This is a genomic window from Microbulbifer aggregans (assembly GCF_001750105.1).
Classification (GTDB): domain Bacteria; phylum Pseudomonadota; class Gammaproteobacteria; order Pseudomonadales; family Cellvibrionaceae; genus Microbulbifer; species Microbulbifer aggregans.
The window spans coordinates 651,335-673,996 of record NZ_CP014143.1 but is presented as its reverse complement, the minus strand read 5'-3'; the positions used below and the strand labels follow the sequence as shown (position 1 = coordinate 673,996).

The window sequence follows — 22,662 nt, the reverse complement described above, 5'->3', positions numbered from 1 at the left end:
ATCCCAATACGCATACAGTTTCCCCGGCACTTTCTCGCACCTTCTCTCGCACCTTGCAGCTTCACTCACCGACGGTTTGTTGTTTATTTACTGGTCACGGTGCGAAATAAAATATTTCTTTGATTGCTTTCCGTGGGAATAATCTATTGGTGAAGGTGTGCCGTCAAGGGTTGCGGGTCGCAATGGCTAGAGACGCAACGTGCCTCTACTGATCGTAACTATTCAAAAAGTGCTGTTTTCATCGTGCAGGGAAACGGACAAGGAGCCATCCTCCTCCTCAGTCACGGAAATGCTGATCGGCCGACAGCAGACCTGGCAATCCTCCACGTAGCTGTGTGTGCCCTGGGAGAGGTCCAGTAGGACAGTGATGGGTTCGCCGCAGTAGGGGCAGGTTCCCTGATGTTCCTCCAGGCTAAGCATCACTTTTCCCGCTTTTCTTTGGTGTCAGGTAGCGCCCGGCCCAGGCGGCCAGCGTATCCGCTACGAAAACGGCATCCTCACCATTGGTCAGGAGGTGATCGGCGCTGTCGAGGCTGATGAAGCTTTTGGGATGCATGGCCCGATTGTAGATTTCGGCAGCTTCCTCGATGGATACGGTCTCATCCAGCGGTGAGTGATAGATCAAAAGCGGGCGATCCAGATCGCGAATATAGCCCATCTCATGCTGATCCAGGTCTTCGATAAAATGTTGCTTGATTACAAACGGGCGCCCCGCAAGGTTCACTTCCGCAGCGCCCTCTTCGGCAATCGTGTCCACTGAGCATGCGAACTGCTTGATCACGTGATCCGGATCGGCGGGCGCCGCGATGGTGACAATCGCCCTTGCCTCCGGAATCTGGCTCGCTGCCGCGAGTACCGCCGCGCCGCCGAGACTGTGTCCGATCAATAGGTCAACCGGATGATGTTGTTGCTTCAGGAAGTCAGCGGCACTCAGGAGGTCGGCCACATTGGTCGAGAAGTTGGTATCTGAAAAATCCCCTTCGCTGTCTCCCAGGCCGGTGAAATCGAAGCGCAGTACGGCAAAGCCCTGCCCTGCAAGTTGTCGGCTGATGCGCGATGCCGCGAGCACATCTTTGCCACAGGTGAAGCAGGGCGCAAACAGGGCATAAGCGCGTGGCTGTGCTTCAGGGAGTTCCAGAATGCCGGCCAGCGTTTTTCCGTTCTTATTTGAAAAGTAAACTTTGCTGCGATTGCCCATCCAAATATCTCTCCCGCCGCTTTTTTGTAGTGAAATTACAGAAAAGGAGGTGTAGTGAAATTACAAAAACATGGTAGGTGTGCTGGGTGGTCGAAACAATCTTGTTTGCAGGTTTTGTTGTCGTATTTGACAACGCTATCAGTTAAATTCCCGGTCGGCGCGGGCGCTCCCTGTTGTTATAATCCGCGCCCTCTTTTATCCGTTTACCAATTAAGCAAAGGGGACTGGTGATGGCAGTCAAGCAGATGACTGATCTGGATCTCGCGGGCAAGCGCCTGTTGATCCGCGAGGACTTGAACGTACCGGTGAAGGATGGCGCGGTAACCTCCGACGCGCGAATCCGTGCTGCCCTGCCCACTATCCAGAAGGCCGTCGAGGCCGGTGCCCGTGTTTTGCTGATGTCACATCTGGGACGCCCCACCGAGGGTGAATACGCTGAGGAGTTCTCCCTGGCACCGGTCGCCAGGCACCTGAGCCAGCTGCTCGGTTGCGACGTGCCCCTGATCAAGGACTGGCGTGACGGCGTGGAAATGGAAAACGGTTCTGTCGCCCTGTTGGAGAATGTTCGCTTCAATGAGGGTGAGAAGAAGGACGACGAGCAGCTGGCCCGCGCCTACGCTGCACTGTGTGACATCTTTGTAATGGACGCCTTCGGTACCGCCCATCGGGCCCAGGCGTCCACCCATGGCGTGGCCAAATTTGCCCCGGTGGCCTGTGCCGGACCGCTACTGGCCGCTGAACTGGATGCGCTTGAAAAAGCGCTGGCCGAGCCCGCGCGACCGATGGTTGCCATCGTCGGCGGCTCGAAGGTTTCCACCAAGCTGACAGTGCTGGAAACCCTGGCTGACAAAGTGGACCAGCTGATTGTTGGCGGCGGTATCGCCAATACATTCCTCGCCGCCAGCGGCAAGCCGGTGGGTAAATCCCTGTGCGAGCACGACCTGGTGGATACCGCCAAGGCGCTGATGGAGAAGTGTGATATTCCCCTGCCGGTGGATGTGGTGACTGGCAAGGAGTTCAGTGAAACCGCTGCCGCTGAGACCAAGTCCGCGGATGAAGTCACCAGTGACGACATGATCTTTGATATCGGTCCGCAGTCCTCCGAGCAGCTGGCGGCGATCCTGAGCGAGGCCAAGACCATTATCTGGAATGGCCCGGTGGGCGTATTCGAATTCGACCAGTTTGGCGGCGGCACCGAGCGCCTGTCCAAAGCGATCGCCGAGAGTGACGCTTTTTCTATTGCGGGCGGTGGTGACACCCTGGCCGCGGTCGACAAGTACGGCATTGCCGACCAGGTCTCCTATATTTCCACCGGTGGTGGCGCTTTCCTGGAGTACGTGGAGGGCAAGACGCTGCCGGCGGTCGCGGTTCTGGAATCCCGCGCCGACGACTGATGCTCTCTGTCGGCATGCCGGTTCAGGCCGGAACCCGCTGACAAGGCCCCTGAACCCCGGCTCGACCGGGGTGACGAATCAAAAAGCAAAACAGAATTCACGATTAGACGAGAAAGGTATTTTTCATGGCACTCATCAGCTTGCGCCAACTGCTGGATCACGCCGCCGAACACGGCTACGGGGTCCCCGCATTCAACGTCAATAACCTGGAGCAGATGCGCGCGATCATGGAGGCCGCGAAGCAGACTGACTCTCCGGTGATCGTTCAGGCTTCAGCCGGTGCCCGGAAGTACGCGGGTGCGCCCTTCCTGCGTCACCTGATCCTCGCCGCGATCGAGGAGTTCCCGGAAATCCCGGTGGTGATGCATCAGGATCACGGTACCAGCCCGGCGGTGTGCCAGCGCTCCATCCAGCTGGGTTTCAGCTCTGTGATGATGGACGGTTCCCTGCAGGAAGACGGCAAGACCCCCGCTTCCTACGAGTACAACGTGGACGTTACCCGTCGCGCGGTGGAGATGGCCCATGCCTGTGGCGTTTCCGTCGAGGGCGAGCTGGGTTGTCTCGGATCACTGGAAACCGGCATGGCCGGAGAAGAGGATGGCGTCGGCGCCGAGGGCAAGCTGTCCCACGACCAGTTGCTGACCGATCCGGAAGAGGCGGCGGACTTCGTGGCCAAGACCAAGGTGGATGCCCTGGCCATCGCCTGCGGTACCAGCCACGGTGCCTACAAGTTTACCCGTCCGCCGACGGGCGATATCCTCGCCATGGATCGCATCAAGGAAATCCACGCAAGAATCCCGGATACCCACCTGGTGATGCACGGTTCCTCTTCTGTCCCGCAGGAGTGGCTGGCAGTCATCAACGAATTTGGTGGTGAAATTCCCGAAACGTATGGCGTCCCGGTCGAGCAGATCTGTGAGGGCATCAAGTACGGTGTGCGCAAGGTGAATATCGACACCGATCTCCGTCTGGCCTCCACTGGCGCCACCCGACGCTTCCTGGCCGAGAACCCCTCCGAGTTCGATCCGCGCAAATTCTACAAGGCGGCAATGACCGCAATGAAGGATATCTGTGTGGCCCGCTACGAGGCGTTCGGTACCGCCGGCAATGCCAGCAAGATTCGCGCCGTCAGCCTGGACGATATGTACCAGCGCTACGAGACCGGTGAGCTGGATCCGCAGGTCAAATAAGGCCCGCTGATAGCGTTTAACGCTGTCTGTACCACCGGTGCCCAGCAGGGCGCCGGTGGTAGTTCGCCCTCAATTCCCACCCTTTCCTCGGGTTTCATCACCGGATGAGCCAATATCCGGCCAGTCTCGACGACATTTCTGTGTAACTGTCTTAGACCCGTATTGCCTGCCAGCTGGTCGCTGGCCTGAATCGCGCGGCAAGCGAAGCGCTGTTGCAACCCCCTGGCGCAAAATGCAGTACCATTGGCGCATGGAACTGATGCGCGAACTCTCCACTCTCGAGCACAGCCCGGTCCTCAAACGACCGGATTTTACTGCGTTGCGCGATCAGTTGCCCGCTCTCGATTTCAGTGGCGAGCAGCCGCTGTTGCCTGAAATGCAGGATTACCGCAATTACTACAAGCTGCATTTCCCGCTGGCGGAAAAGACCGGAGTGGGCACTTTCATGGCAGCGGGCTTTGAGCTCGTCTCCCAGTACTGGCTGGTAAAAGAGCCGCGGGGAACGCTGTTTATCTGTCACGGTTACTTTGACCACACAGGGATCTACGGTGCGGCCATCCGCTTCGGTTTGGAGCGGAACCTGAATGTGGTGATCTTTGATTTCCCCGGCCACGGCCTTTCCAGTGGCGAACAGGTGGCCATCGATACCTTTCTGCAATACCGCCAGGTACTGGCGAGCCTGCTGCAGATCGCCAAAGACAAGCTGCCGGGCCCGTGGCACGTCATGGGGCAGAGTACCGGCGGTGCAGCGGTGCTGGCCTACCTGCAGTACAGCGATTGGCAGCCGTTCGAGAAAGTGTTTTTGTTGGCACCGTTGATACGGCCGGCCCGCTGGCATCTGCGCAAATGGATGTTCTATCTGGGCCGCTTCTTTATGGTTGCACCTAACCGCGGCTTCAATATCAACACCCACGATGCCGAGTTTGCCCGCCGCCAGGCGCACCGTGATCCGTTGCAGTCACACGTGATGTCGATGCGCTGGCTCGGAGCTATGGTGGACTGGTTACACGCTTTCCCGAAAACTGCCCGCAACGACAAGCGCATTCTGGTCTTGCAGGGCACCGATGACGAGACCGTCTCCTGGCGCTACAACATGCGTGCGATCCGTGATCGGTTCCCAAACAGCAAGCGGATCATTATCCGCGGCGCGCGCCACCAGATGATTAATGAGACACAGCCCTACCGCCACCAGATTCTGCAGGCACTGGATGACTGGTTGATGGGCTAGTGCCCTGACCAGAAAATAATCCTGCCTGCTTGCGGCTTTGGCTGTGATCCCTCATCAACCCCTCAACCCACGGCTCTCACCAGTGGGATCAACGCCTGCCCCGACTCGGGGGCGTTCAGACACCTGCCCGGCGCAGTGCCCGCTCCCTGCGCCGCCGTACCAGCGCATCAGTGGTGTAGAGCGCGAGGCCGAGCCATACGAAGGCAAATGTCACCAGCTTCGCTTTATTGAACGGCTCACCAAATGCGAGCGTGGCCAGCAGCAGCATCAGGGTGGGGGCCAGATATTGCAGGAAGCCCACGGTGGAAAGGTTCAGGCGGCGTGCGGCGATATTGAACAGCAGTAGCGGCAGCAGCGTCACCGGGCCCGCGAGTACCAGCAAGCCGTTCAGCTCCAGGCTGTTATCGGCCAGGTTGCTGGTGGGGCTGTCACTCCAGAGCAGGTACAGCAGCGCAATCGGCAGCATGTACAGGGTTTCGATGGCGAGCCCGGTCAGGCTCTCCACCGGTGCGCGCTTGCGCACCAGACCATAGAAGCCGAACGACAGCGCCAGGAACAGCGCTACTACAGGCAACTCCCCGAACTGCCACAGCTCGTGACCGATACCGATCACTGCCAGGGCCACCGCCAGCCACTGCAATGGCCGCAGTCTCTCGCCCAGAAACAGCACGCCCAGCAGTATGTTGATCAGCGGGTTGATGTAATAGCCCAGGCTGGCATCAAGCAGGTGCGCATTGGTAATGGCCCAGATGAACACCAGCCAGTTACTGCCGATCAGCAGGGTGGAGAGCGCCAGCGTGGTCATGCGTTTGCGGTCGCGCAGGGTGGCCAGGAAGTCTGGCAGCTTGCCGATCATCACCAGGATGATCAGCGCCAGTGCCAGCGACCAGATGCTGCGGTGGGCGAGAATCTCCGGCGCGGAAATGCCCTCCAGCAATTTGAAATAGAGCGGCGCCAATCCCCAAATGAGGAAAGCGGTAATTCCGGCGAAAAGGCCGGCGGCAGCGGAATCTTTATGGGGCACGGGTCACTCGCGGCTTGTGGCCGTAGGTCTGGGTGATTGGTGAGGGGGCGGCCGCGGATCGCGCGGGCCGGCGCCGCGGCGGATTCTACCCGCAAAAGCGGGCCGGGTCAGTGCCATCAGGACTGGCCCCGGCGCACTGGCCGGGGCCGGCAGGGAAGAAAATCAGAAGAGAACGCGGCAGCGGAGGGTGCCGGGGATGTTCTTCAGCTTTTCCAGCGCCAGATCGGAGTACTCGGCATCGACGTCGATCACGACGTAACCGAGAGTCTCGTTCGTCTGCAGGAACTGCGCGGAGATGTTGATGTCGTTTTCCGAGAATACCTGGTTGATGGCCCCGAGCACGCCGGGCACGTTCTTGTGGATGTGCAGCAGGCGGTGGACACCAGCATGTCCGGGCAGTGCCACCTCGGGGAAGTTCACCGAGCTGGTGGTGGTGCCGTTGTCGGAGTAGGTTGCCAGCTTTTCGGCCACTTCCACACCGATGTTTTCCTGGGCTTCCATGGTGGAGCCGCCGATGTGTGGCGTCAGCAGTGCGTTGTCGATCCCGCGCAGCGGGGACTGGAACTCGTCTTCATTGCCGCGGGGCTCCACCGGGAATACGTCGATTGCGGCGCCGGCCAGATGACCGCTCTTCAGGGCTTCCGCCAGTGCATCGATCTCCACCACAGTGCCGCGAGAAGCGTTCAGCAGGATGGCGCCGGGCTTCATCTTTCCGATCTGCTCTGCGCCGATCATCATTTTGGTGGAGGGCAGTTCCGGCACGTGCAGGCTGACCACATCCGACTGCGCCAGCAGTTCATCGAGCTCGTGGATCTGGGTGGCGTTGCCCAACGGCAGCTTGGTGACCACGTCATAGAAGACCACCCGCATACCGATGGCTTCAGCCATGACTGAAAGCTGGGAGCCGATGGCGCCGTAGCCGATGATGCCCAGGGTCTTGCCCCGTGCCTCGTAGGAACCGGTGGCGGATTTCAGCCAGCCACCGCGGTGGCAGACCGCATTCTTCTCGGGAATGCCGCGCAACATCAGAATAGTCTCGGCGATGATCAGTTCGGCCACGCTGCGGGTGTTGGAGTAGGGGGCGTTGAAGACCGCGATGCCGAGATCGGTTGCCGCTTCCAGGTCCACCTGGTTGGTGCCGATACAGAAGCAGCCGATAGCAATCAGTTTGGGGGCGTTTTCCAGCACTTTGCGCGTCAGCTGGGTGCGGGAACGGATGCCGATAAAGTGGGCGTCGGCAATTTTCTCGATCAGTTGCTCTTCCGGCAGTGAAGTCTTCAGGTATTCCACGTTGGTGTAGCCGCGGGAAGTCAGCAGGTCGACTGCGGACTGGTGCACACCCTCGAGCAGCAGAATTCGAATCTTGTTTTTGTGCAAAGAGATTTGCGGAGCCATAAACACTCTCTACTATGGGCAACAGTTTTGGAGAAAAATAAAAGCGCTGGATTCTGCGGCGCTGACAGGTGAACCCGCCATCGAATAGTTCAGGACGAGGTGTCCGCCGCAGACAATTCGGGCGACGATCGCAACCGCCTGGTGGCAAAAGCCTCAGCGCTTTACCGGGAGTCCGGCGAGGGCGCGATCATAACACATGGGGCTGTAAAAGCTTTACACGAAATGTCCATCCTAATGGGAGCCTGGTGGCATGTACCGACATCGATACACTTGTAGCAGCGAATGCGACCTGCCGTTGGGGAAGATTGTGTGCGTCGGGCGTAATTATGCGGCGCATGCCGCAGAACTGGACAACCCGATTCCGGAAGAGCCGCTGCTGTTTATCAAGCCGGCCACCGCAGCCGTTCCGATGGCGGAGCCCATCCATCTTCCTGCGGGGCGTGGTAGCTGCCACTTTGAGGGAGAGCTGGCGCTGCTCATCGGCGAACGGCTCACCAGCGCCAATCCCGCGGATATACCCGGGGCCATCGCCGGGCTGGGCCTCGCCCTGGATCTGACCCTGCGCGACTTGCAGTCCAAGCTCAAGACAGACGGACACCCGTGGGAAAAAGCCAAGGCTTTCGACGGTGCCTGTCCCCTGTCCCCGTTCGTGAAGTTGGACTGGCTGCCGGACTGGGATGCCCTCACTTTTACCCTGTGGCTGAATGACGAAATACGCCAGCGGGGTAAAACGGCCCATATGCTGACACCGATACTCGACCTCACTGCCTATATCAGCAGTTACTTCACCCTCGAGCCCGGTGACGTGATCTTGACCGGTACACCCGCCGGTGTCGGCGAGTTGCTGCACGGTGATCGCCTGATACTGCAACTGGAGGAGGACTGGTTGCGGGTGGAGACCCGGGTAGCCTGATTCGTTTGCCGCGGCCGGGCGCAAGGGGCGCTACCATTGTTAGCTGTGGGCTGCCGCCTTATGATGCCGCCGGCTGGAGTACCCTCCGGCCCCATCTGACAGATCCCGGTGCCCACAAGGCACGGTTAAGGAAGCGAGAGAGTAACGGCGCGATGACTGACTCCAACCCCAAACAGACCATCCGTATCCTCACCACCGGCGGTACGATCGAGAAGAGCTACTGTGAGGAGGACGGCACCCTGCGCAACCGTGCCTCTATCATCCGCGACGGCCTCATTGCCAGCCTGCGCCTGCCCTATACCCACCTGGAGCTGGACAGCGTGCTAAACAAGGACTCGCTGGAGATGGACGATGGAGACCGCCAGCAGATTGCCGATGCGGTGGCCCGCACTGCAGAGAAGGGCGACCCGATCGTGATCCTGCACGGCACGGATACCATGTCCAACAGTGCCGACTTCTGCTTCGAAACGCTCGGCACACCGCCGGTAGCGGTGGTCTTCACCGGCGCCATGAAGCCCATGGGCTTCATCGACTCCGATGCCCGCCAGAATGTTACCGAGGCGCTACTGGCTGCGCGCCTGTTGCCGCCGGGCTTCTATATCGCGTTTCACAACCGGGTTTTCGCGATTCCGGGGGCACGCAAGAACCGGGAGACCGGTACCTTCGAGGCGATCCCCGCCGGAGAGTGAGCGATTGCGGCCCGGAAGGCCCGTAGAAAGCTTACCGATTCCTGCACTGGTTGAAACGGGCGCCTTCCCGGCTTCGCGCCGGGAGCTGATGCGCGTTACAATGTCGCGGTCTTTGATTTGTGATCACATTTTCGGTATAAACCGAATGATCCTTCAACTTTATTCCTGAGGTGCGCCATGTCGGAACAAAATAAGACCCCCCAGACCCTGCAGGAGTGGCAGGCGATGGCCGAGACCCTCCAGATCGAAGGCCGCGCCTTCATCAATGGCGAGTACGTCGATGCCCTTTCCGGAGAGACCCGCGCCACCCGCAGCCCCGCTGATGGCCGCGAACTGGCCCAGGTGGCCAGCTGTGGCCCCGAGGATGCAGAGCTGGCGGTAAAAGTCGCCCGCAAGACATTCGAGTCCGGTGTCTGGTCCCATATGCCGCCGATGGAGCGCAAAAAGATCATGGTGCGCTTCGCCGAGCTGATCGAGCAGAACAAGAACGAAATCGCTCTGCTGGAAAGCCTGGATGCGGGCAAGCCGATCAGCGACACCATGAACGTGGACGTACCAGGCGCGGTGACCACCATTCGCTGGAGCGGCGAGGCCATCGACAAGGTCTACGACGAAGTCGCCCCCACCGGCCCCAACGAGCTGGCACTGATCCAGCGCATGCCCCTGGGGGTGGTCGCGGCCATCGTGCCGTGGAACTTTCCGCTGTCCACTACCGCCTGGAAGCTGGGTCCGGCACTGGCCACCGGCAATAGTGTAATCCTGAAGCCCGCTTCCAATACGCCACTGACAGCCATCAAGCTGGCTGGTCTGGCGAAAGAAGCCGGCCTGCCGGACGGTGTTCTAAATGTATTGCCGGGACCTGGCAGCAGCCTGGGCAAGGCCCTGGGCCTGCATATGGATATCGACTGCCTGACCTTCACCGGCTCCACCGAAGTGGGCAAGACCCTGACCGAGTACTCCGGCCAGTCCAACCTGAAGCGGACTTTCCTGGAGCTGGGTGGCAAGAGCCCCAACATCGTTTTCGCCGACGCAGACCTGGACAAGGCCGCCGAGGCCGCGGCGCTGGCGGTGTTCTACAACCAGGGGGAAACCTGCACCGCCGGTACCCGTCTGCTGGTGGAGAAATCCATCGCCGGTGAGTTCATCGAGAAGGTGAAAAAGGCCAGTGAGCGCTTCAAGCCCGGCCATCCGCAGGACCCGAATACGGTCATGGGGGCACTGATCGACAAGAGCCAGTTCGACACCGTCGAGCACTACGTCGGCAAGGGCAAAGAGGAAGGCGCCCAGCTGGTTTGCGGCGGTGCCGCTTCCAGCGCGGTTGAGGGTGGCCACTACTACGAACCCACAGTATTCCGCGGTGTGACCAATGACATGACCATCGCCAAGGAAGAAATCTTTGGCCCGGTGCTGGCGGTCATCGAGTTCGAAAGCGAAGAGGAGGCGCTGCAGATCGCCAATGATTCCATCTACGGTCTCGCCGCCGGTATCTGGACCCTCAACATCAACCGCGCCCATCGCATGGCCCGCGACATCCGCGCCGGCTCCGTGTGGGTGAACAATTACTTCGGTGGCGATATCACGGTACCGTTTGGTGGCTTCAAGCAGTCCGGCAACGGCCGCGACAAGTCCCTGCATGCACTGGACAAGTATTGCGAGCTGAAGTCCACCTGGATTGATATCAGCTGAGATCAAGCTTTCCAGACATCCTGTTTCTTTATATCTTGAGGGCCGCATTGCGGCCCTTTTTTTATTTATGAAGCTTATCTACACCCACGAAAACCGCCTTCTCGTCGAGCTGGCCAGGAGCAAGCTGGAGGTGGCCGGCATTTCGGTATTTCTCAAGAATGAGTATGCGCAGGGTGCGACCGGCGAACTGGCGCCGCACCAGGCCTGGCCGGAGCTCTGGCTTGAACGGGAGCGCGACTTTGAGCGGGCCATGCAGCTGCTGCGGGAGGATGCGGAGTCCGGTTCCGAGTGGGGCTGCCGCCGCTGTGGTGAATCTAACGGTGCCGCTTTCGATTACTGCTGGAAATGTGGGGAGCCACGGCCGGCCGCCTGATTGCCGCCGGCCTGTTTGTTCAGAAAAGGTTAAGTCGGCGCACGTATAGTGCCAACATCACCCGGGAGAATCTTCATGACCTCGACCAAGAACACTCTGCCTGCCCTGCTCCTCGGTACGGGGATGCTGCTGGGGCTGGCAATCCTGGGCTGGTTTGCCACCGAGGCGGTGGAGCGGTTCAAGGGCTACGAGCGGACGGTTACCGTCAAGGGGCTGGCGGAGCGGGAAGTCCCGGCAGATATCGTAATCTGGCCGATCCAGTTTACGGCGGCCAGCAATGATTTGCAGGAGCTCTACCGGCAGGTTGCCACCAGTAGTGAGCGCATCGAGGGCTTTCTCGGTGAGCAGGGCATCCCCACAGAGGAGATCACGGTTTCCCTGCCGGCGGTGACTGACCGGCTGGCACAGCAGTATGGCGGCGGCGCTCGCCCGGAATTTCGCTATTCGGCCCTGCAGACGGTGACGGTGTATTCGCAGCAGGTGGACAGGGTCCGGTCGGTGATGGATGACCTCGCGCAATTAGGTCGAGAGGGCATCGCCTTCTCACAGAATAACTACCAGGGGCAGATCGAGTACATCTTCACTGGCCTGAACGACCTCAAGCCGCAAATGATCGAGCAGGCCACGAAAGAGGCGCGACAGGTCGCACAGAAGTTCGCCGAGGATTCCGATAGCGTGCTGGGGAAGATCAAACGGGCCTCACAGGGGCAGTTCAGCATCAGCGATCGGGACAAGAACAACCCGCATATCAAGAAAGTACGCGTGGTCTCGACGGTCGAATATTACCTTTCAGATTGATGAAGCGAGGAACACAATATGATTAAACCCGCGATTGCAGCGGTCATTAGTATCACCCTGGCGGCTGGCGCCAGCACCGCCCTGGCCAAGCCGGGCAACGATCTGCCGCCGGGCCTGCAGAAGAAAGTCGAGAACGGTGGTGACCTGCCGCCCGGCTGGAAGAAAAAGCTGCGCAAGGGCCACATCCTCGAGCACGATATTTACCGCCACGGGGTCATCGTCCAGCCGGTGGATCGCCATGGCATTGTGACCATCAGCATCGAAGGTGAGATCGTACGTCTCGTCCACCATACCCGCGAGATTGTCGATATACTCAGCCACTGACTTCGTCTACAGCGCCTGCCGGGTTTGCGGGCGCTCACTTCCCCCGGCATTGCCCGATCCATCCTGCTCACACTCCCTGGGCCTCTTATACTCCTTGTCAGTCCTGTCCAACCGATACGGAGAGAGAGATGAGCGTCAAGAGACACGGCCTGGCCATCGGCCTGGAGCGCACGGGCGAAGAGTTCTTCCTGAGCCTGCGTGTGCACGGCAAACTGACTCATGAAGACTACCAGTCACTGGTTCCGATGCTTGAGTCCGCCATGGAGGGCATCGAGACGCCCGAGATCGATGTGTTCCTCGATGCACGGGAGCTGGAAGGTTGGGAAGCCCGCGCCGCATGGGATGACCTCAAGCTGGGTGTGAAGCACGGGCGGGAGTTCCGTCGCATCGCCATTCTCGGCAACCGCCGCTGGCAGGAGTTGGCAGCCAAAGTCGGTTCCTGGTTTATCGGGGGCGAGGCGCGCTATTTCGAGGACGAAGGGGAAGCCATGGCCTGGCTGGAGTCCTCGCCGTAGAATAGCCCGCTTCACGAGTATGAAGCGGCAAAAGGAACTTCCGAATGTTTGAGTGGATGGCTAGCCCAGAGGCCTGGGTAGCACTGGCGACACTGGCGGCACTGGAAATTGTCCTCGGTATCGACAATATCATTTTTATTTCCATTCTCGTCGGCCGCCTGCCGCCCAAACAACGAGAGCCGGCCCGCTTTATCGGTCTGGCGCTGGCCATGCTGACACGACTGGCCCTGCTGTTTTCCATCGTCTGGATTATGGGCCTGGTGGAACCCTGGTTCAGCGTGTTCGGCCACGAGATTTCCGGACGCGATGTGATACTCGTTGGCGGTGGCCTCTTCTTGTTGTTCAAGGCAACCCACGAAATTCACCACAGTCTCGAGGGAGTGGATGGCAGCGAGGGTTCAGCGAAGGTGTCCAGTTTTGGCATGGTGCTGATTCAGATCGCCATCCTCGATATCGTTTTTTCTCTCGACTCCGTGATTACTGCCGTGGGGCTGGTCGACCAGATCTCGATCATGGCGATTGCCATTATTCTGGCGGTGATCGTGATGCTGGTGGCGGCCAAACCGATCGGTGACTTTGTCGAGCGCCACCCGACGGTGAAAATGCTGGCGCTGTCCTTCCTGATTCTGGTCGGCTTCACGCTGATCCTCGAGGGTTTCGAGGTGCATGTACCCAAGGGCTATATCTACTTCGCCATGGCTTTCTCCATGGCCGTGGAGATGCTCAATATCCGCCTGCGGAAGAGGCAGGCCAAACCGGTGGAATTACACAAGCCTTTCCACGAAGAGGAAGCTTAGGCATCGCTAGACTGTAAAGAAAAAGGGGCGACCCGTGGATCGCCCCTTTTTTATGTTTGCTGGTTAGTAGTGGTTACTGGCACAGACTGCGAATGCCATGCGACTCGACTGCTGCATCCATCCAGGTGTAGGCATCGTCGTCGGCAAAGTAGTAGTAGAGGGTGTCATTGGGCAGTACCAGCACGCTGATGCCGCCGTAGCCGGACATGAACGGGAGCCACAACTCGCCGCTGCATCCGGGCAGGTTGGCACTGATCTCGTGGGCCCAGAAACCGTTTTTGTACTTGTAGTCGTTCAGCGGTTCATTACCGCGATCGGCAGCGTTGCGCTGCAGCGCCGCGTCCAGTTCCGCTTGATCCAGCACAGACTGACTGCCACTGCGGTATAGATCACCAATCTTGGCGACATCATCGCGCAGCCACATCAGGCCCCAGCCGGCGAACGGCTGCTGCACCGAATCGTAGGTGCGACGGGTGAAGCGAGCTGTGGGGCTGATTCCAAGCGGTGCCAGCACCTCGTCCACCACGATATCGGTGAATATATCCGTGCTACTACCCTCGATCCCTTTTACGTACTGGTTCATGGCGCGGCCGAGAATGTAAGTATCGGAGGTGTGGTACACCCAGGTAGTCCCCGGTGTGGCCTTGCGTGGATATTCGGTGCAGCTGTAGCTGATCTTGGATGCATGATCTTCCGGCAGGAACAGGTCGTTGGTGTGGCTGGCCCCCTCATCACTCATGTAGCTGGCCAGCTTGTAGTTGCCGGTGGACATGTCCAGGGCGTTCTCAAACGTCACATCATCCCAGTTGCCATTGGTGGCGCAGTCGGGAACATAGTTACCAATGATCTGGCTGAAAGTGCCCGGGTATTTTTTCTCCAGTCGCATCAGCGCGCTGCCGGCAAACACTGACTTGGCACTGGAATAGGACGGCACCGGCATCGATTCGCAGTAAGGGTAATCACCTTGTCGTGATACACAGCCACCGGTGTAGTGGGTGCCATCAATGACAAAACCCACCAGTGACATGTTGGCCGCATCTTTGCCGGACGGTAACGCGAACTTGCTTGGATCGGTGCCGGGGTAATCCTGAGCCAGGGCGCTCAGTGGCTTGACCGGCACCCGGCCGTTCACTTCGGCCTGGTAATCGGCAGTCAGTGCGGCGGCATTATTGACACTATGCGGCGTATAGCTGGCGTCCAGCTGGCCCCACATGTCCACCTGGTAATAGAGGCAGGTTTCACCGGCAATCTGGTAGGCCACATCGGAAACCGAGCCGTCATCCTTGAACAGGAATGTCATTACGCCATTGTGGATACAGTTGGCATTCTTCTGCTGCAAGGCAAACGGCAGTGCCACCCGGCTGTAGCCGCTATCCCCATTCTCGTCCCAGACACGCCCGGGAGTCAGGATGTATTCCCACTCTGGATGGCTGCTGGGGATGGAGCCCCGCTGAACCGGGAAGATATGGCTACCGGTCTGCACCAACTCGAAGTCGAACTCCGGCAGGTGCTTGCGAGTGGTATCACCGTTGCCTGTATAGCGGAAAGTATCTTTTTGCTCATCGAATGCACCGCCAGTGGCTTCGCCGAATAGCTCCAGGCTGCCCTCGAACTGATTGCTGGGCATCGCGGCATTCGTGGGGAGGGCATAGTGACTGTAATTAACCAGTTGGCCCGGGTCATTGCCGTTGATCAGGGTGGTGAAGGTAAGCGAGCTGCGGCTTACAGTCCCGCTGCCGTTCAACGGATCAAAGTTTTCGACACTGCCACCACCGCCTCCACCAGTGCTGCTGGCGCTGCCGGAGAGTGCGATGGTTACGTTGCTTGCATCGGGATCATTGGAGGAGACGTTGATATTACTGTTGTAGCTGCCGTCGGCGGATGGGGCGAAGTCGACGGTCAGCTGGCAACTGCCGGCAGGGCTGACCGTGCCGCAGTTGTTACTGGCGATAGTGAATGGGGCAGCAGGATTACTGACGTTGCTGATTACCAGGTCAGCGGTGCCGTTATTGCTGATCATGGCACTGAGTGTGCTTGTATTGCCGGGGCTGATATCGCCAAAGTTCAGGCTCGCGGGCGCATCGATATCGGGGTCAGTGGATGCACCACCAGTGCCATTCACAGTGACTGATTGTCCATAACAGTAGTCACCCGTAGTCGCCCCGGTACCGCGAAAGCGGACCTGTACCTGAGTATTGTTATCCATTCCCGCCGGTGAGGCGCTACCGGTGAAGATGGTGCCGTTGTCCTGGCCATTCTCCACGGTAATGACTGTCGTCCAGCTGCTACCGCCATCAGTAGAGACTTCGGCATAACAGAATTCACCGTTTTCCAGTGATGAGGCTGACAGGCCAAAGTCCACAGATACGGCAGAGAAGCCGGCGGTGGAGATAGGGCGACTCGCATTCGATGTGGCGCGGAGTCGGATGGATTCATTATTGAATGGGTCAACATTGCCACTGGTTATCCAGTCGCTGATATCGCCATCGGAAAAGTCGTCGGAAAAAATCGTAGCGCTGTTAGCGGAAAACGTCAGCATCAGTCCGCCGCCCACCGCAAGTGCCATCGGGACCAGGCGCCGAATGGTGTCTGCAATCGGAATCATGAGGTGTACCTGAATTCTGTTTATAGGAATGGCACGACCGCCGCCGGTGAAGCGGGGGCAGCAATACTTTCGACAGCTGCGCTGACGAAGGACAGGTCAGTGCCCGACCCCACAAGAAGATGCGTGCAGACGATGAGATGCGTTAGCACCAGAATGACTGGAACGATTGGGCCAGAGCTGGAGAGAGGAGGAAGCCGGTGACATGGGCCGGCCAATGGCCGGCCTGAACAGGGTAGGTTAGCGTCCGCAGGTATTTAGCCCGATGGGGAAATACAGTGGACAGGTGCCCACCAGGCTGGTCAGGGTGAATACTGCGGCCAATAGGCCGAGTGCCACCGCGGTGAGCCCACTGATGGTGCCGGTAGCGGCAAGGACCGCTATCACCGCCACTGCAGCCAGGCGCAGAGCGCGATCGAGCTTGCCCATATTTTTTTGAATAACCATTCTCTTCTCCTGAAGCGGGGCCGATGCCAAGTGACTTCGACCGGGTACAGGTGAGTTATACCCTTAACCGGGTGTATTGCGCTTGACCTGGATCACGCCACACTTTGCAATTGTCGCCGAGGTACTCCGGGCCGACCGGGGAAGTTCGGGCCGGTAGGGGTAGACTCCCGTTGCAGATAGTCGATGATGGCCCGATTCAGCGCGTTCCCTCCCCCCTCAATTCCCTGATTGCCAAACAGGCGGTTGAACTCGATTACGTAAGGGTGACTGCCGACCATGGCGATATCAAAACCGGCATGGTTGATCTGTAAGGTTCGGGCCAGGTGGAGGGCGAGATCGATCGCTGCCTGCGGCACCCGCCCCCGCTCCACCAAGCCACCCTTGGAAACATTGTTGTAAAAGCCACTTGCTCCCTGCAGGCGCCAGTAAGCGGACAGCACCTGATCCCCGATGATCACGATGCGGATATCGCGATCGATTGGTAACAGTTCCTGCACGTAGAGTACATTCGTACGCTGCAGGTAACTGCACCAGTCTTGCCGGTTTTCGATCAGCCACACCCCGTTGCCCTGGGATGCCTTGGGGAGCTTGGCCACAAATGGATAATCCATTTCCGCCCAGAGGGCGTCGGCATTTTCTGGGGTGTTGGCCAGTATGCGGGTGTGGGGCGTATTCAGCGGGCACACCAGCTCGAACGCGCGAGTCATTTCGATCTTATTGTGGCCGAGACGGTAACTGGCTTCGCTGGGGAAGACTCTGGCACCGAGACCGTAGACGATGGCATTGAGCTGCCAGTACTCGGGGAACAGCACCCAGTCAGCGGCACTGATTTCGGCCCGGTACTTAAAAACGTCCTCGGGTTTTAGTTGCAGAGTGTCCGCGAAAGCGAGCGTGCGAAATACATTAAACGATACCCAGGACATCTTATCTTTGACCGTAAACCTGCCAGTTGATGCGCCGCTGGTGGCCGATGGGATGCGGAGCTGGACTGTGGAGGCTGTAAAAGGCGCGATTTTTAATGCAGGTTAAATTGGGCGTCAAGCAACTTGTCAGGCTTGCGGCACTGCTCCTGCCGGCCCCGATTCCCGGGGAGGGGATAACCCATAGAGATAAAAATATTCGCGGTGAAATCAATAATGAGCAGGTTTCTCAAAGCGCGGACAACAGTGTCAGTCTCTTGGCCGGATTTAAGTACAGGTGACCGTCTGCGGCTGCCATTACACCGGTGTCGATGGTGTGAAAACCCTTTGGTTAAGAGAATTTCAGTCTGCCATGCTCTGCTGTAACTCAGTGGTCACGATGGAAATGACGCGTAGATCCAGTGGTACCCAGCGGTGCAGTTTGACCGGCACTTCATGGCTGCTGCCCACCGGTAAAATGGCGCTGTTGTGGGGCAGGATGGTGGCGTCGTAGCGAGTCCAGATCGAGACAGGCGCCGTTGGGATCAGCTGATCCAGCTCGGTATTCATCTCCTCCAGCAGCGGGCTGCCGATCATGAGCTGGCGCCCCCCCGGGTACGGCAAGAGGTTTGCCCACAGACTGCCCCGGTGCGGGCTCGCCATCGAGATGTACTTGTGTACGCGCGGCAGTCCCTGGCGGGCCTGCATAAAATGGCGGGCGACGATCCCACCCATGCTGAATCCCACCAGAGAGAAGGACTGTTGTGGTGGTACCAGCGCGTTGACCTTCTCCTCTAACTGGCGGGAGAGATACTTCAGGCCATACCAGGCGGAGTTATAGCGCAGGTGGATGTAGTGGGCCGAGAAACCCTCTGCATTCAGTGCGGCCTGCATCCGGTGCATCGAGCGACCGCGATCAAAAATCCCCGGCACCAGCAGCACCACATTACTTTTCTGCATCTTCCCCCCGGCTATCCTCGCGCATCCGCAGATAGGACATGTCTTCGAGCGTACGATAGACACCGGCAACGTTGAGCGGTAGCCATTCCTCGTACCGATCCAGGTCCCGGTAGGCTGGCAACTGGATTTCTGCCTGTAGCGTCTGCAGCGACTTGCCCTGCAGCATACCCTCAAGCACTGCCCCGTAGAGCGCCTCGAGGTAGGAGAGATAGCGGGCGACGTCCTCCCGGGAGCCGGTACTACCGTGTCCGCCCACAAAGAGCGCGAATGGTTGCTGTGTCAAAACCTCCCGCGTGGAGCGGATCATTCCGTGAATGTCGTAACCGGGCAGATCCCGGTATGGCAGGCGACCGAGTACGATCCAGTCCACCACAAACAGCACATTGGCGGGCATGAAGTGCATGCTCACCGAGCCGCGGCCATTGTTCGGGCCGTGGTATTGGAGCTCCACCCGGCTGTCACCGAGTGACACCACGAGTGAGTCCCGGAATATCAGTTCGGGCTGTGCTGTCGGTACTTTTGTCCACTTCAGGTCCTCCGCTGCATACTGGTGGGCGATAATCGTGGTTTCATCTGAGGCCAGTATTTCGCCGCCCATGACGTGATCCACATGGTTGTGGCTGTACGCCAGGTAGCGGATCGGGCTGTCAAAGCGGGTTTCCAGCTCCCCGCGAAGCCAGCGGGCGGCGGCAGGACTGATGGGGTCGGTGAGGAAAAGCCCCTGACTGGTGGCCATCAGCATGGAATGGTACTTACCCGCGGTGAAGCGATAGACATTGCCCCGTAGCTGCTCGAGGCGATAGCCGGGCGCGTGCGCGGCTGAAGCAGTCAGCGACGGTTGCGCGAAGAAGAGAAAAAGAAACGCCAGAACAAATCGCATCGGGATCACGGGGGCGGAAGAGTTCACGGCTTCAGCTTAGCCGAAGTCTCCCTCCTGGCCCCTGCCGGCCCATATCGCGAGAGCGGCCTACTCCCGTTCGGTGCGGAAGACCTGCATCCCCCTCGCTTGGTAGTTGCTTAGCGCACCTGGATGGTCAAGGGTGCAGGTGTGTACCCACACCCGATCGGTATCTCCCCAGGACCAGGCAGATTCGAGGGCGTGGGTCAGCAGGAAGCCGCCGAATCCCTTGCCCACGAAACGCGGGGCCAGACCGAAGTAGGCGATCTGGACACTGCCGTCATCCTGTCGCTCCAGCTCGTAATAGCCCGCAATCGACCCCCGGTGATACGCCACCCAGGTGCGCAGGCTGTCCCGCTCTGCATATTCCTGCCATGCCTGGTCGGAGAGGGTGAGTTTGTCCACCCACTGCCAGGGCTCACCCACCAGCTGATAGAGGTAGCGGTTGAAACGGAATTCCTTCAGCTCCGCTTCTGTCACTTCCAGTCCGGGTGGCTGGGCTTTACTCCGCAACTGGCCGCGGTTGTTCATTTCCAGGTAGTAGGTGATCACCGGTGCTTGCTGGTCGATCTCCGGGTTTTTCTTATCCATTCATTTCTCCCCCAGGGAATCCTGGTTTTTACCGAGCAGGAACAGCAGCGGCTCCGCTAATCGGGCCTGCCAGGAGTTTTCATCGTGGGCATGGCCATCGAATACCCGGGTTTGCCACGCCGGACTGTTATAGCCGGCGTTGTGCATGATGGTGTCGACCTTTTTCTGCAGCGGTGGGTAGTGTGCGTCCAGTGTCTCGGTGCCGTGATCGAAATAAATACGGTGTGAGCCTGGCTCGGGCAGCTTTTTCTCGACATAGGCGCGAATGGCCGCAGCCACCGGCAGGTCATCCCCGGGCTTGATGCCCGGCCAGTGGGTGGAGATCGCCGCGGCTGCCGAGAATATCTGCGGGTATTCGAGCAGGGCATAGAGCGAAATCAGGCCGCCCATGCTCGAGCCGGCAATAAAGGTATGCGCCGGGTCTGGAGAGACCGCAAAGTTGGCATCGACGTAGGGCTTCAGTTGTTCGACGAGAAACTGCAGGTACTTGTCGGCGCGCAGTTCTGCCCGATTGAACGGGTGCTCCTTCCGCCGTTCGGCTTCTGGTAGCAGCGTCCGCGCTTTCTGCGGGAAGTAATCACCGTGGCGGGTTTCACTCACGTTTTCGATGGCCACGACGATAAACGGGATCGTCTGCCCCGATGCCTGCAGCTTCGAGGCGACTTCATCCACACCCCACTCCTGTTTGTTCCAGGAGGTGCTGGCATCGAACAGCATCTGGCCGTCGTGCATATACAGCACCGCATAGGGTGCCTGGCCGGGATAGCCTTCGGGCAGCCACACATGAACCGGGCGTGGCGCTATGCCATCGAACTCAAATTCGGGCAGTGTCTGCAGTTTTCCGGCGGAAACCTCCATCGCCATGGCGACTTGAAGCTGAATCAGGAGTATTCCCAGGAGAATAAATTTTTGCATGTTCTGGTACCTGTGGAGCCGGCACGGGGTGAATGTGATGTGGAATGCCCGGCCTTATTGTAAGGGAAGAAAGCGCAGCCGCAGCCGCCGGGAAACGGCATCTGCTGACAAGGTCAGAAAGGCACTGACGGCAATCAGGATCAGGGCCACATCAAAGCGCAGGAACCCAAACGCGGAGTCGATATAGAAACCCAGGGTCGGAATTCCCAGTATGCCGAGCATTGCGGTCTCGCGGATAATGATCTCCCAGCGGTAGAAGCAGTAAGCGAGAAAGCGCTGGTACAGCGTCGGTACATAGAAATAGGTAAAGCGGCCTCGATTTTACAAATCGGATCGGGTGCCCCGGCGGGGTCAGCTGCCGAAGTGATACTCGCGCTTGATCTCCACGACCTGAACCGTATAGGACTCGTACCACTTTGCCCGGCCCAGCTCCTGCGCCAGCAGATGTTCCGAGTCCTGCTTCCAACACAAAATTGCCTCTTGATCATCCCAGTAGGAAATAGCGATTTCCCGGTCACCTTCGGTGACGGCAATAAACTCCCGGCAGCCGTAACGCTCAAATGCCAGCTCGCGCAGCCGACTGACGGTGGCGAGATACTCTGGGTCCTGTTGGCCGGCTTTGGCGCTGAAGATCACTGCGTACATTTTAATTCCTGCTCAATTTCAGTCTTGCTCGACTCGTCATTTTGCTCGGCAATGACTGGTTCCCTCGGATTGCTGAGGCTGAAGTGATGGGTGGCCAGTTCGTCGTCCACAGGCACATGTACCTTTCTAGCCCCAGTTCTCAGGGCTAAGTTACGGAAAACGCGACACTCGATATCTGTTATCCCGCCCCCAAGTTTTTCGAGGGTGGATGCCAATGGTTGGCATTTCTCTGGACCTCACTCCATCGGAGCCTGTTGGTTCTCCTAACTGGTAATCACCAGTGCCTTCAGAAACAGCTGCACCGCGGGGTGGTCTGTCGCACTGCGCTTGTAGGTGGCCGCATTCTGGATCTGGTAGTGAAAGCGGTCCGGGCATAGTGTCATCAGTCGGCCCGCTGCCACATGGTGTTGGGCAAGGTATTCCGGCAGGAAGCCCACGAACTTGCCCGACAGCAGCATCGCCAGGCGCGCCGCCATGTGGTTCGCCGTCGACTTGTTCGGGAACAGTCGGTACAGGTGCGCCGCCCCGGACAGCACCGCGTGGCTGGGGGCGGCCAGCTCCTGCTCGGTGAGTAACTCTTCACTCACATCTTCTTCGCCGGCGAGCGGATGCTGGCTGCCGCAGTAGAGCCGCGACTGGTGCAGGAACAGTGGCTTGTATTCGAGTCCCGGCCGGTGGGAGTGCAGGGGGTTGATGCCCACATCCGCACGGCCGGCGAGGATTTCCAGCTCCAGTTCCTGTGGTGCTGCCAGCTGCACATCCAGTTGCAGCTGCGGGGCGCGCTCGCGGAGTCGGGCCAGCGTGGCCGGCAGGTCCAGTTGGGGCATTTCCAGTACATCATCGGGGAGCACGATCCGCAGGCTGCCGGTGAGCTGGGACTGGATGGCATTGACCTGGCTCTTGAAAGCGGCCAGGTGGCCGTCCAGCTCATTGATAGCCTGATAGAGTGCCTCGCCCTCCTGCGTCAGCTTGAAATCCGAGCGCCCGCGGGAGCGCAGGCAGAGCTGCATGCCGAGGCGTGCCTCCAGATCGGACAGGTGCAGGCTGATGGTGGAGCGGCTGATATTGAGGGCCACCTCTGCCGGCGCCAGACCACCGGCACGCACCACCTCCCGGAAGACCCGCAGCAGGCGCAGGTCCATATCGCTCATCCGCCCGCCAAGGGCACTTTTTCCGCTCAT

The 22,662-nt window shown here is 59.1% G+C and carries 25 protein-coding genes; 11 read left to right on the top strand and 14 right to left on the bottom strand.

All coding sequences use genetic code 11. The annotated features are described in order from the left end of the window. Positions 1 to 222 precede the first annotated feature (222 nt). The gene (locus AUP74_RS02895) at positions 223 to 420 is read right to left on the bottom strand and encodes a CPXCG motif-containing cysteine-rich protein (RefSeq protein WP_069946241.1); all 198 of its coding nucleotides are present in this window, start codon (positions 418 to 420) and stop codon (positions 223 to 225) included. Continuing rightward, positions 413 to 1,198, bottom strand: coding sequence for an alpha/beta hydrolase family protein (locus tag AUP74_RS02890; protein ID WP_069946240.1), 786 nt, complete (start codon positions 1,196 to 1,198; stop codon positions 413 to 415). The genes AUP74_RS02895 and AUP74_RS02890 overlap by 8 nt, the downstream gene beginning before the upstream one ends. A 230-nt stretch (positions 1,199 to 1,428) precedes the next feature. Between AUP74_RS02890 and AUP74_RS02885 the strand changes: the two genes are divergently transcribed. From AUP74_RS02885 to AUP74_RS02875, 3 genes are all read left to right on the top strand, one after another. Continuing rightward, positions 1,429 to 2,592, top strand: a complete 1,164-nt coding sequence (locus AUP74_RS02885; RefSeq protein ID WP_069946239.1) for a phosphoglycerate kinase — start codon at positions 1,429 to 1,431, stop codon at positions 2,590 to 2,592. Positions 2,593 to 2,717: 125 nt separating this feature from the next. Continuing rightward, the gene (gene fba, locus AUP74_RS02880) at positions 2,718 to 3,782 is read left to right on the top strand and encodes a class II fructose-bisphosphate aldolase (RefSeq protein ID WP_069946238.1); all 1,065 of its coding nucleotides are present in this window, start codon (positions 2,718 to 2,720) and stop codon (positions 3,780 to 3,782) included. 232 nt (positions 3,783 to 4,014) lie between these two features. Beyond that, positions 4,015 to 5,010, top strand: a complete 996-nt coding sequence (locus tag AUP74_RS02875) for an alpha/beta hydrolase (protein WP_226999875.1) — start codon at positions 4,015 to 4,017, stop codon at positions 5,008 to 5,010. A gap of 115 nt (positions 5,011 to 5,125) precedes the next feature. Here the strand turns inward: AUP74_RS02875 and rarD are convergent, their stop codons facing one another. Continuing rightward, positions 5,126 to 6,034, bottom strand: coding sequence for an EamA family transporter RarD (rarD, locus tag AUP74_RS02870; protein ID WP_069946236.1), 909 nt, complete (start codon positions 6,032 to 6,034; stop codon positions 5,126 to 5,128). A gap of 162 nt (positions 6,035 to 6,196) precedes the next feature. Then, positions 6,197 to 7,429: a phosphoglycerate dehydrogenase gene (serA, locus tag AUP74_RS02865; protein WP_069946235.1), complete on the bottom strand. Its 1,233-nt coding sequence runs from the start codon at positions 7,427 to 7,429 to the stop codon at positions 6,197 to 6,199. A gap of 250 nt (positions 7,430 to 7,679) precedes the next feature. Here serA and AUP74_RS02860 point away from each other — a divergent pair, with 250 nt between their 5' ends. The 8 genes from AUP74_RS02860 to AUP74_RS02825 all read left to right on the top strand — a co-directional run bounded on the left by AUP74_RS02860 (position 7,680) and on the right by AUP74_RS02825 (position 13,524). Then, positions 7,680 to 8,342: a fumarylacetoacetate hydrolase family protein gene (locus tag AUP74_RS02860; protein WP_069946234.1), complete on the top strand. Its 663-nt coding sequence runs from the start codon at positions 7,680 to 7,682 to the stop codon at positions 8,340 to 8,342. 152 nt (positions 8,343 to 8,494) lie between these two features. Then, positions 8,495 to 9,031, top strand: coding sequence for an asparaginase (locus tag AUP74_RS02855; protein WP_069946233.1), 537 nt, complete (start codon positions 8,495 to 8,497; stop codon positions 9,029 to 9,031). A gap of 177 nt (positions 9,032 to 9,208) precedes the next feature. Continuing rightward, entirely contained in the window at positions 9,209 to 10,717 is a 1,509-nt protein-coding gene (locus AUP74_RS02850) for an aldehyde dehydrogenase (RefSeq protein WP_069946232.1), read from the top strand. A 67-nt stretch (positions 10,718 to 10,784) separates the two neighbouring features. Then, positions 10,785 to 11,090 carry a putative signal transducing protein gene (locus AUP74_RS02845; protein ID WP_069946231.1) on the top strand — a complete coding sequence of 102 codons (306 nt, stop codon included), beginning with the start codon at positions 10,785 to 10,787 and terminating at the stop codon, positions 11,088 to 11,090. A gap of 75 nt (positions 11,091 to 11,165) precedes the next feature. Then, positions 11,166 to 11,888: an SIMPL domain-containing protein gene (locus AUP74_RS02840; RefSeq protein ID WP_069946230.1), complete on the top strand. Its 723-nt coding sequence runs from the start codon at positions 11,166 to 11,168 to the stop codon at positions 11,886 to 11,888. Positions 11,889 to 11,906: 18 nt separating this feature from the next. Further along, positions 11,907 to 12,212 (top strand): hypothetical protein, encoded by a 306-nt coding sequence (locus tag AUP74_RS02835; protein WP_069946229.1) that lies wholly within the window; start codon positions 11,907 to 11,909, stop codon positions 12,210 to 12,212. Between the two features lie 128 nt (positions 12,213 to 12,340). Continuing rightward, on the top strand, positions 12,341 to 12,727 hold the full coding sequence (locus tag AUP74_RS02830) for a SpoIIAA family protein (protein ID WP_069946228.1): 387 nt from the start codon (positions 12,341 to 12,343) through the stop codon (positions 12,725 to 12,727). A gap of 44 nt (positions 12,728 to 12,771) precedes the next feature. Further along, complete coding sequence (locus AUP74_RS02825; protein ID WP_069946227.1) at positions 12,772 to 13,524, top strand: TerC family protein; 753 nt, start codon at positions 12,772 to 12,774, stop codon at positions 13,522 to 13,524. Positions 13,525 to 13,597: 73 nt separating this feature from the next. On the opposite strand, the gene AUP74_RS02820 is transcribed toward AUP74_RS02825, so the two are convergent. The 10 genes from AUP74_RS02820 to AUP74_RS02770 all read right to left on the bottom strand — a co-directional run bounded on the left by AUP74_RS02820 (position 13,598) and on the right by AUP74_RS02770 (position 22,662). Beyond that, a complete protein-coding gene (locus AUP74_RS02820) occupies positions 13,598 to 16,129 on the bottom strand; it encodes a choice-of-anchor D domain-containing protein (protein WP_069946226.1) in 2,532 nt (843 codons plus the stop codon). 237 nt (positions 16,130 to 16,366) lie between these two features. Continuing rightward, a complete protein-coding gene (locus tag AUP74_RS02815) occupies positions 16,367 to 16,573 on the bottom strand; it encodes a YgaP family membrane protein (protein WP_226999874.1) in 207 nt (68 codons plus the stop codon). Between the two features lie 92 nt (positions 16,574 to 16,665). Beyond that, positions 16,666 to 17,496, bottom strand: a complete 831-nt coding sequence (locus AUP74_RS02810) for an ATP-grasp domain-containing protein (RefSeq protein WP_069946225.1) — start codon at positions 17,494 to 17,496, stop codon at positions 16,666 to 16,668. 339 nt (positions 17,497 to 17,835) lie between these two features. Next, on the bottom strand, positions 17,836 to 18,432 hold the full coding sequence (locus AUP74_RS02800) for an esterase/lipase family protein (protein ID WP_145924295.1): 597 nt from the start codon (positions 18,430 to 18,432) through the stop codon (positions 17,836 to 17,838). Then, on the bottom strand, positions 18,419 to 19,312 hold the full coding sequence (locus tag AUP74_RS02795) for an MBL fold metallo-hydrolase (RefSeq protein ID WP_083261087.1): 894 nt from the start codon (positions 19,310 to 19,312) through the stop codon (positions 18,419 to 18,421). The genes AUP74_RS02800 and AUP74_RS02795 overlap by 14 nt, the downstream gene beginning before the upstream one ends. Positions 19,313 to 19,399: 87 nt before the next feature. After that, complete coding sequence (locus AUP74_RS02790; protein ID WP_069946223.1) at positions 19,400 to 19,921, bottom strand: GNAT family N-acetyltransferase; 522 nt, start codon at positions 19,919 to 19,921, stop codon at positions 19,400 to 19,402. Beyond that, a complete protein-coding gene (locus AUP74_RS02785; RefSeq protein WP_069946222.1) occupies positions 19,922 to 20,836 on the bottom strand; it encodes an alpha/beta hydrolase in 915 nt (304 codons plus the stop codon). It abuts the gene before it with no gap. Positions 20,837 to 20,890: 54 nt separating this feature from the next. Beyond that, positions 20,891 to 21,058, bottom strand: a complete 168-nt coding sequence (locus tag AUP74_RS17300; protein ID WP_158514529.1) for a hypothetical protein — start codon at positions 21,056 to 21,058, stop codon at positions 20,891 to 20,893. 129 nt (positions 21,059 to 21,187) lie between these two features. Next, on the bottom strand, positions 21,188 to 21,481 hold the full coding sequence (locus AUP74_RS02780; protein ID WP_069946221.1) for an antibiotic biosynthesis monooxygenase family protein: 294 nt from the start codon (positions 21,479 to 21,481) through the stop codon (positions 21,188 to 21,190). A 263-nt stretch (positions 21,482 to 21,744) separates the two neighbouring features. Further along, positions 21,745 to 22,662 (bottom strand): LysR family transcriptional regulator, encoded by a 918-nt coding sequence (locus AUP74_RS02770; RefSeq protein ID WP_069946219.1) that lies wholly within the window; start codon positions 22,660 to 22,662, stop codon positions 21,745 to 21,747.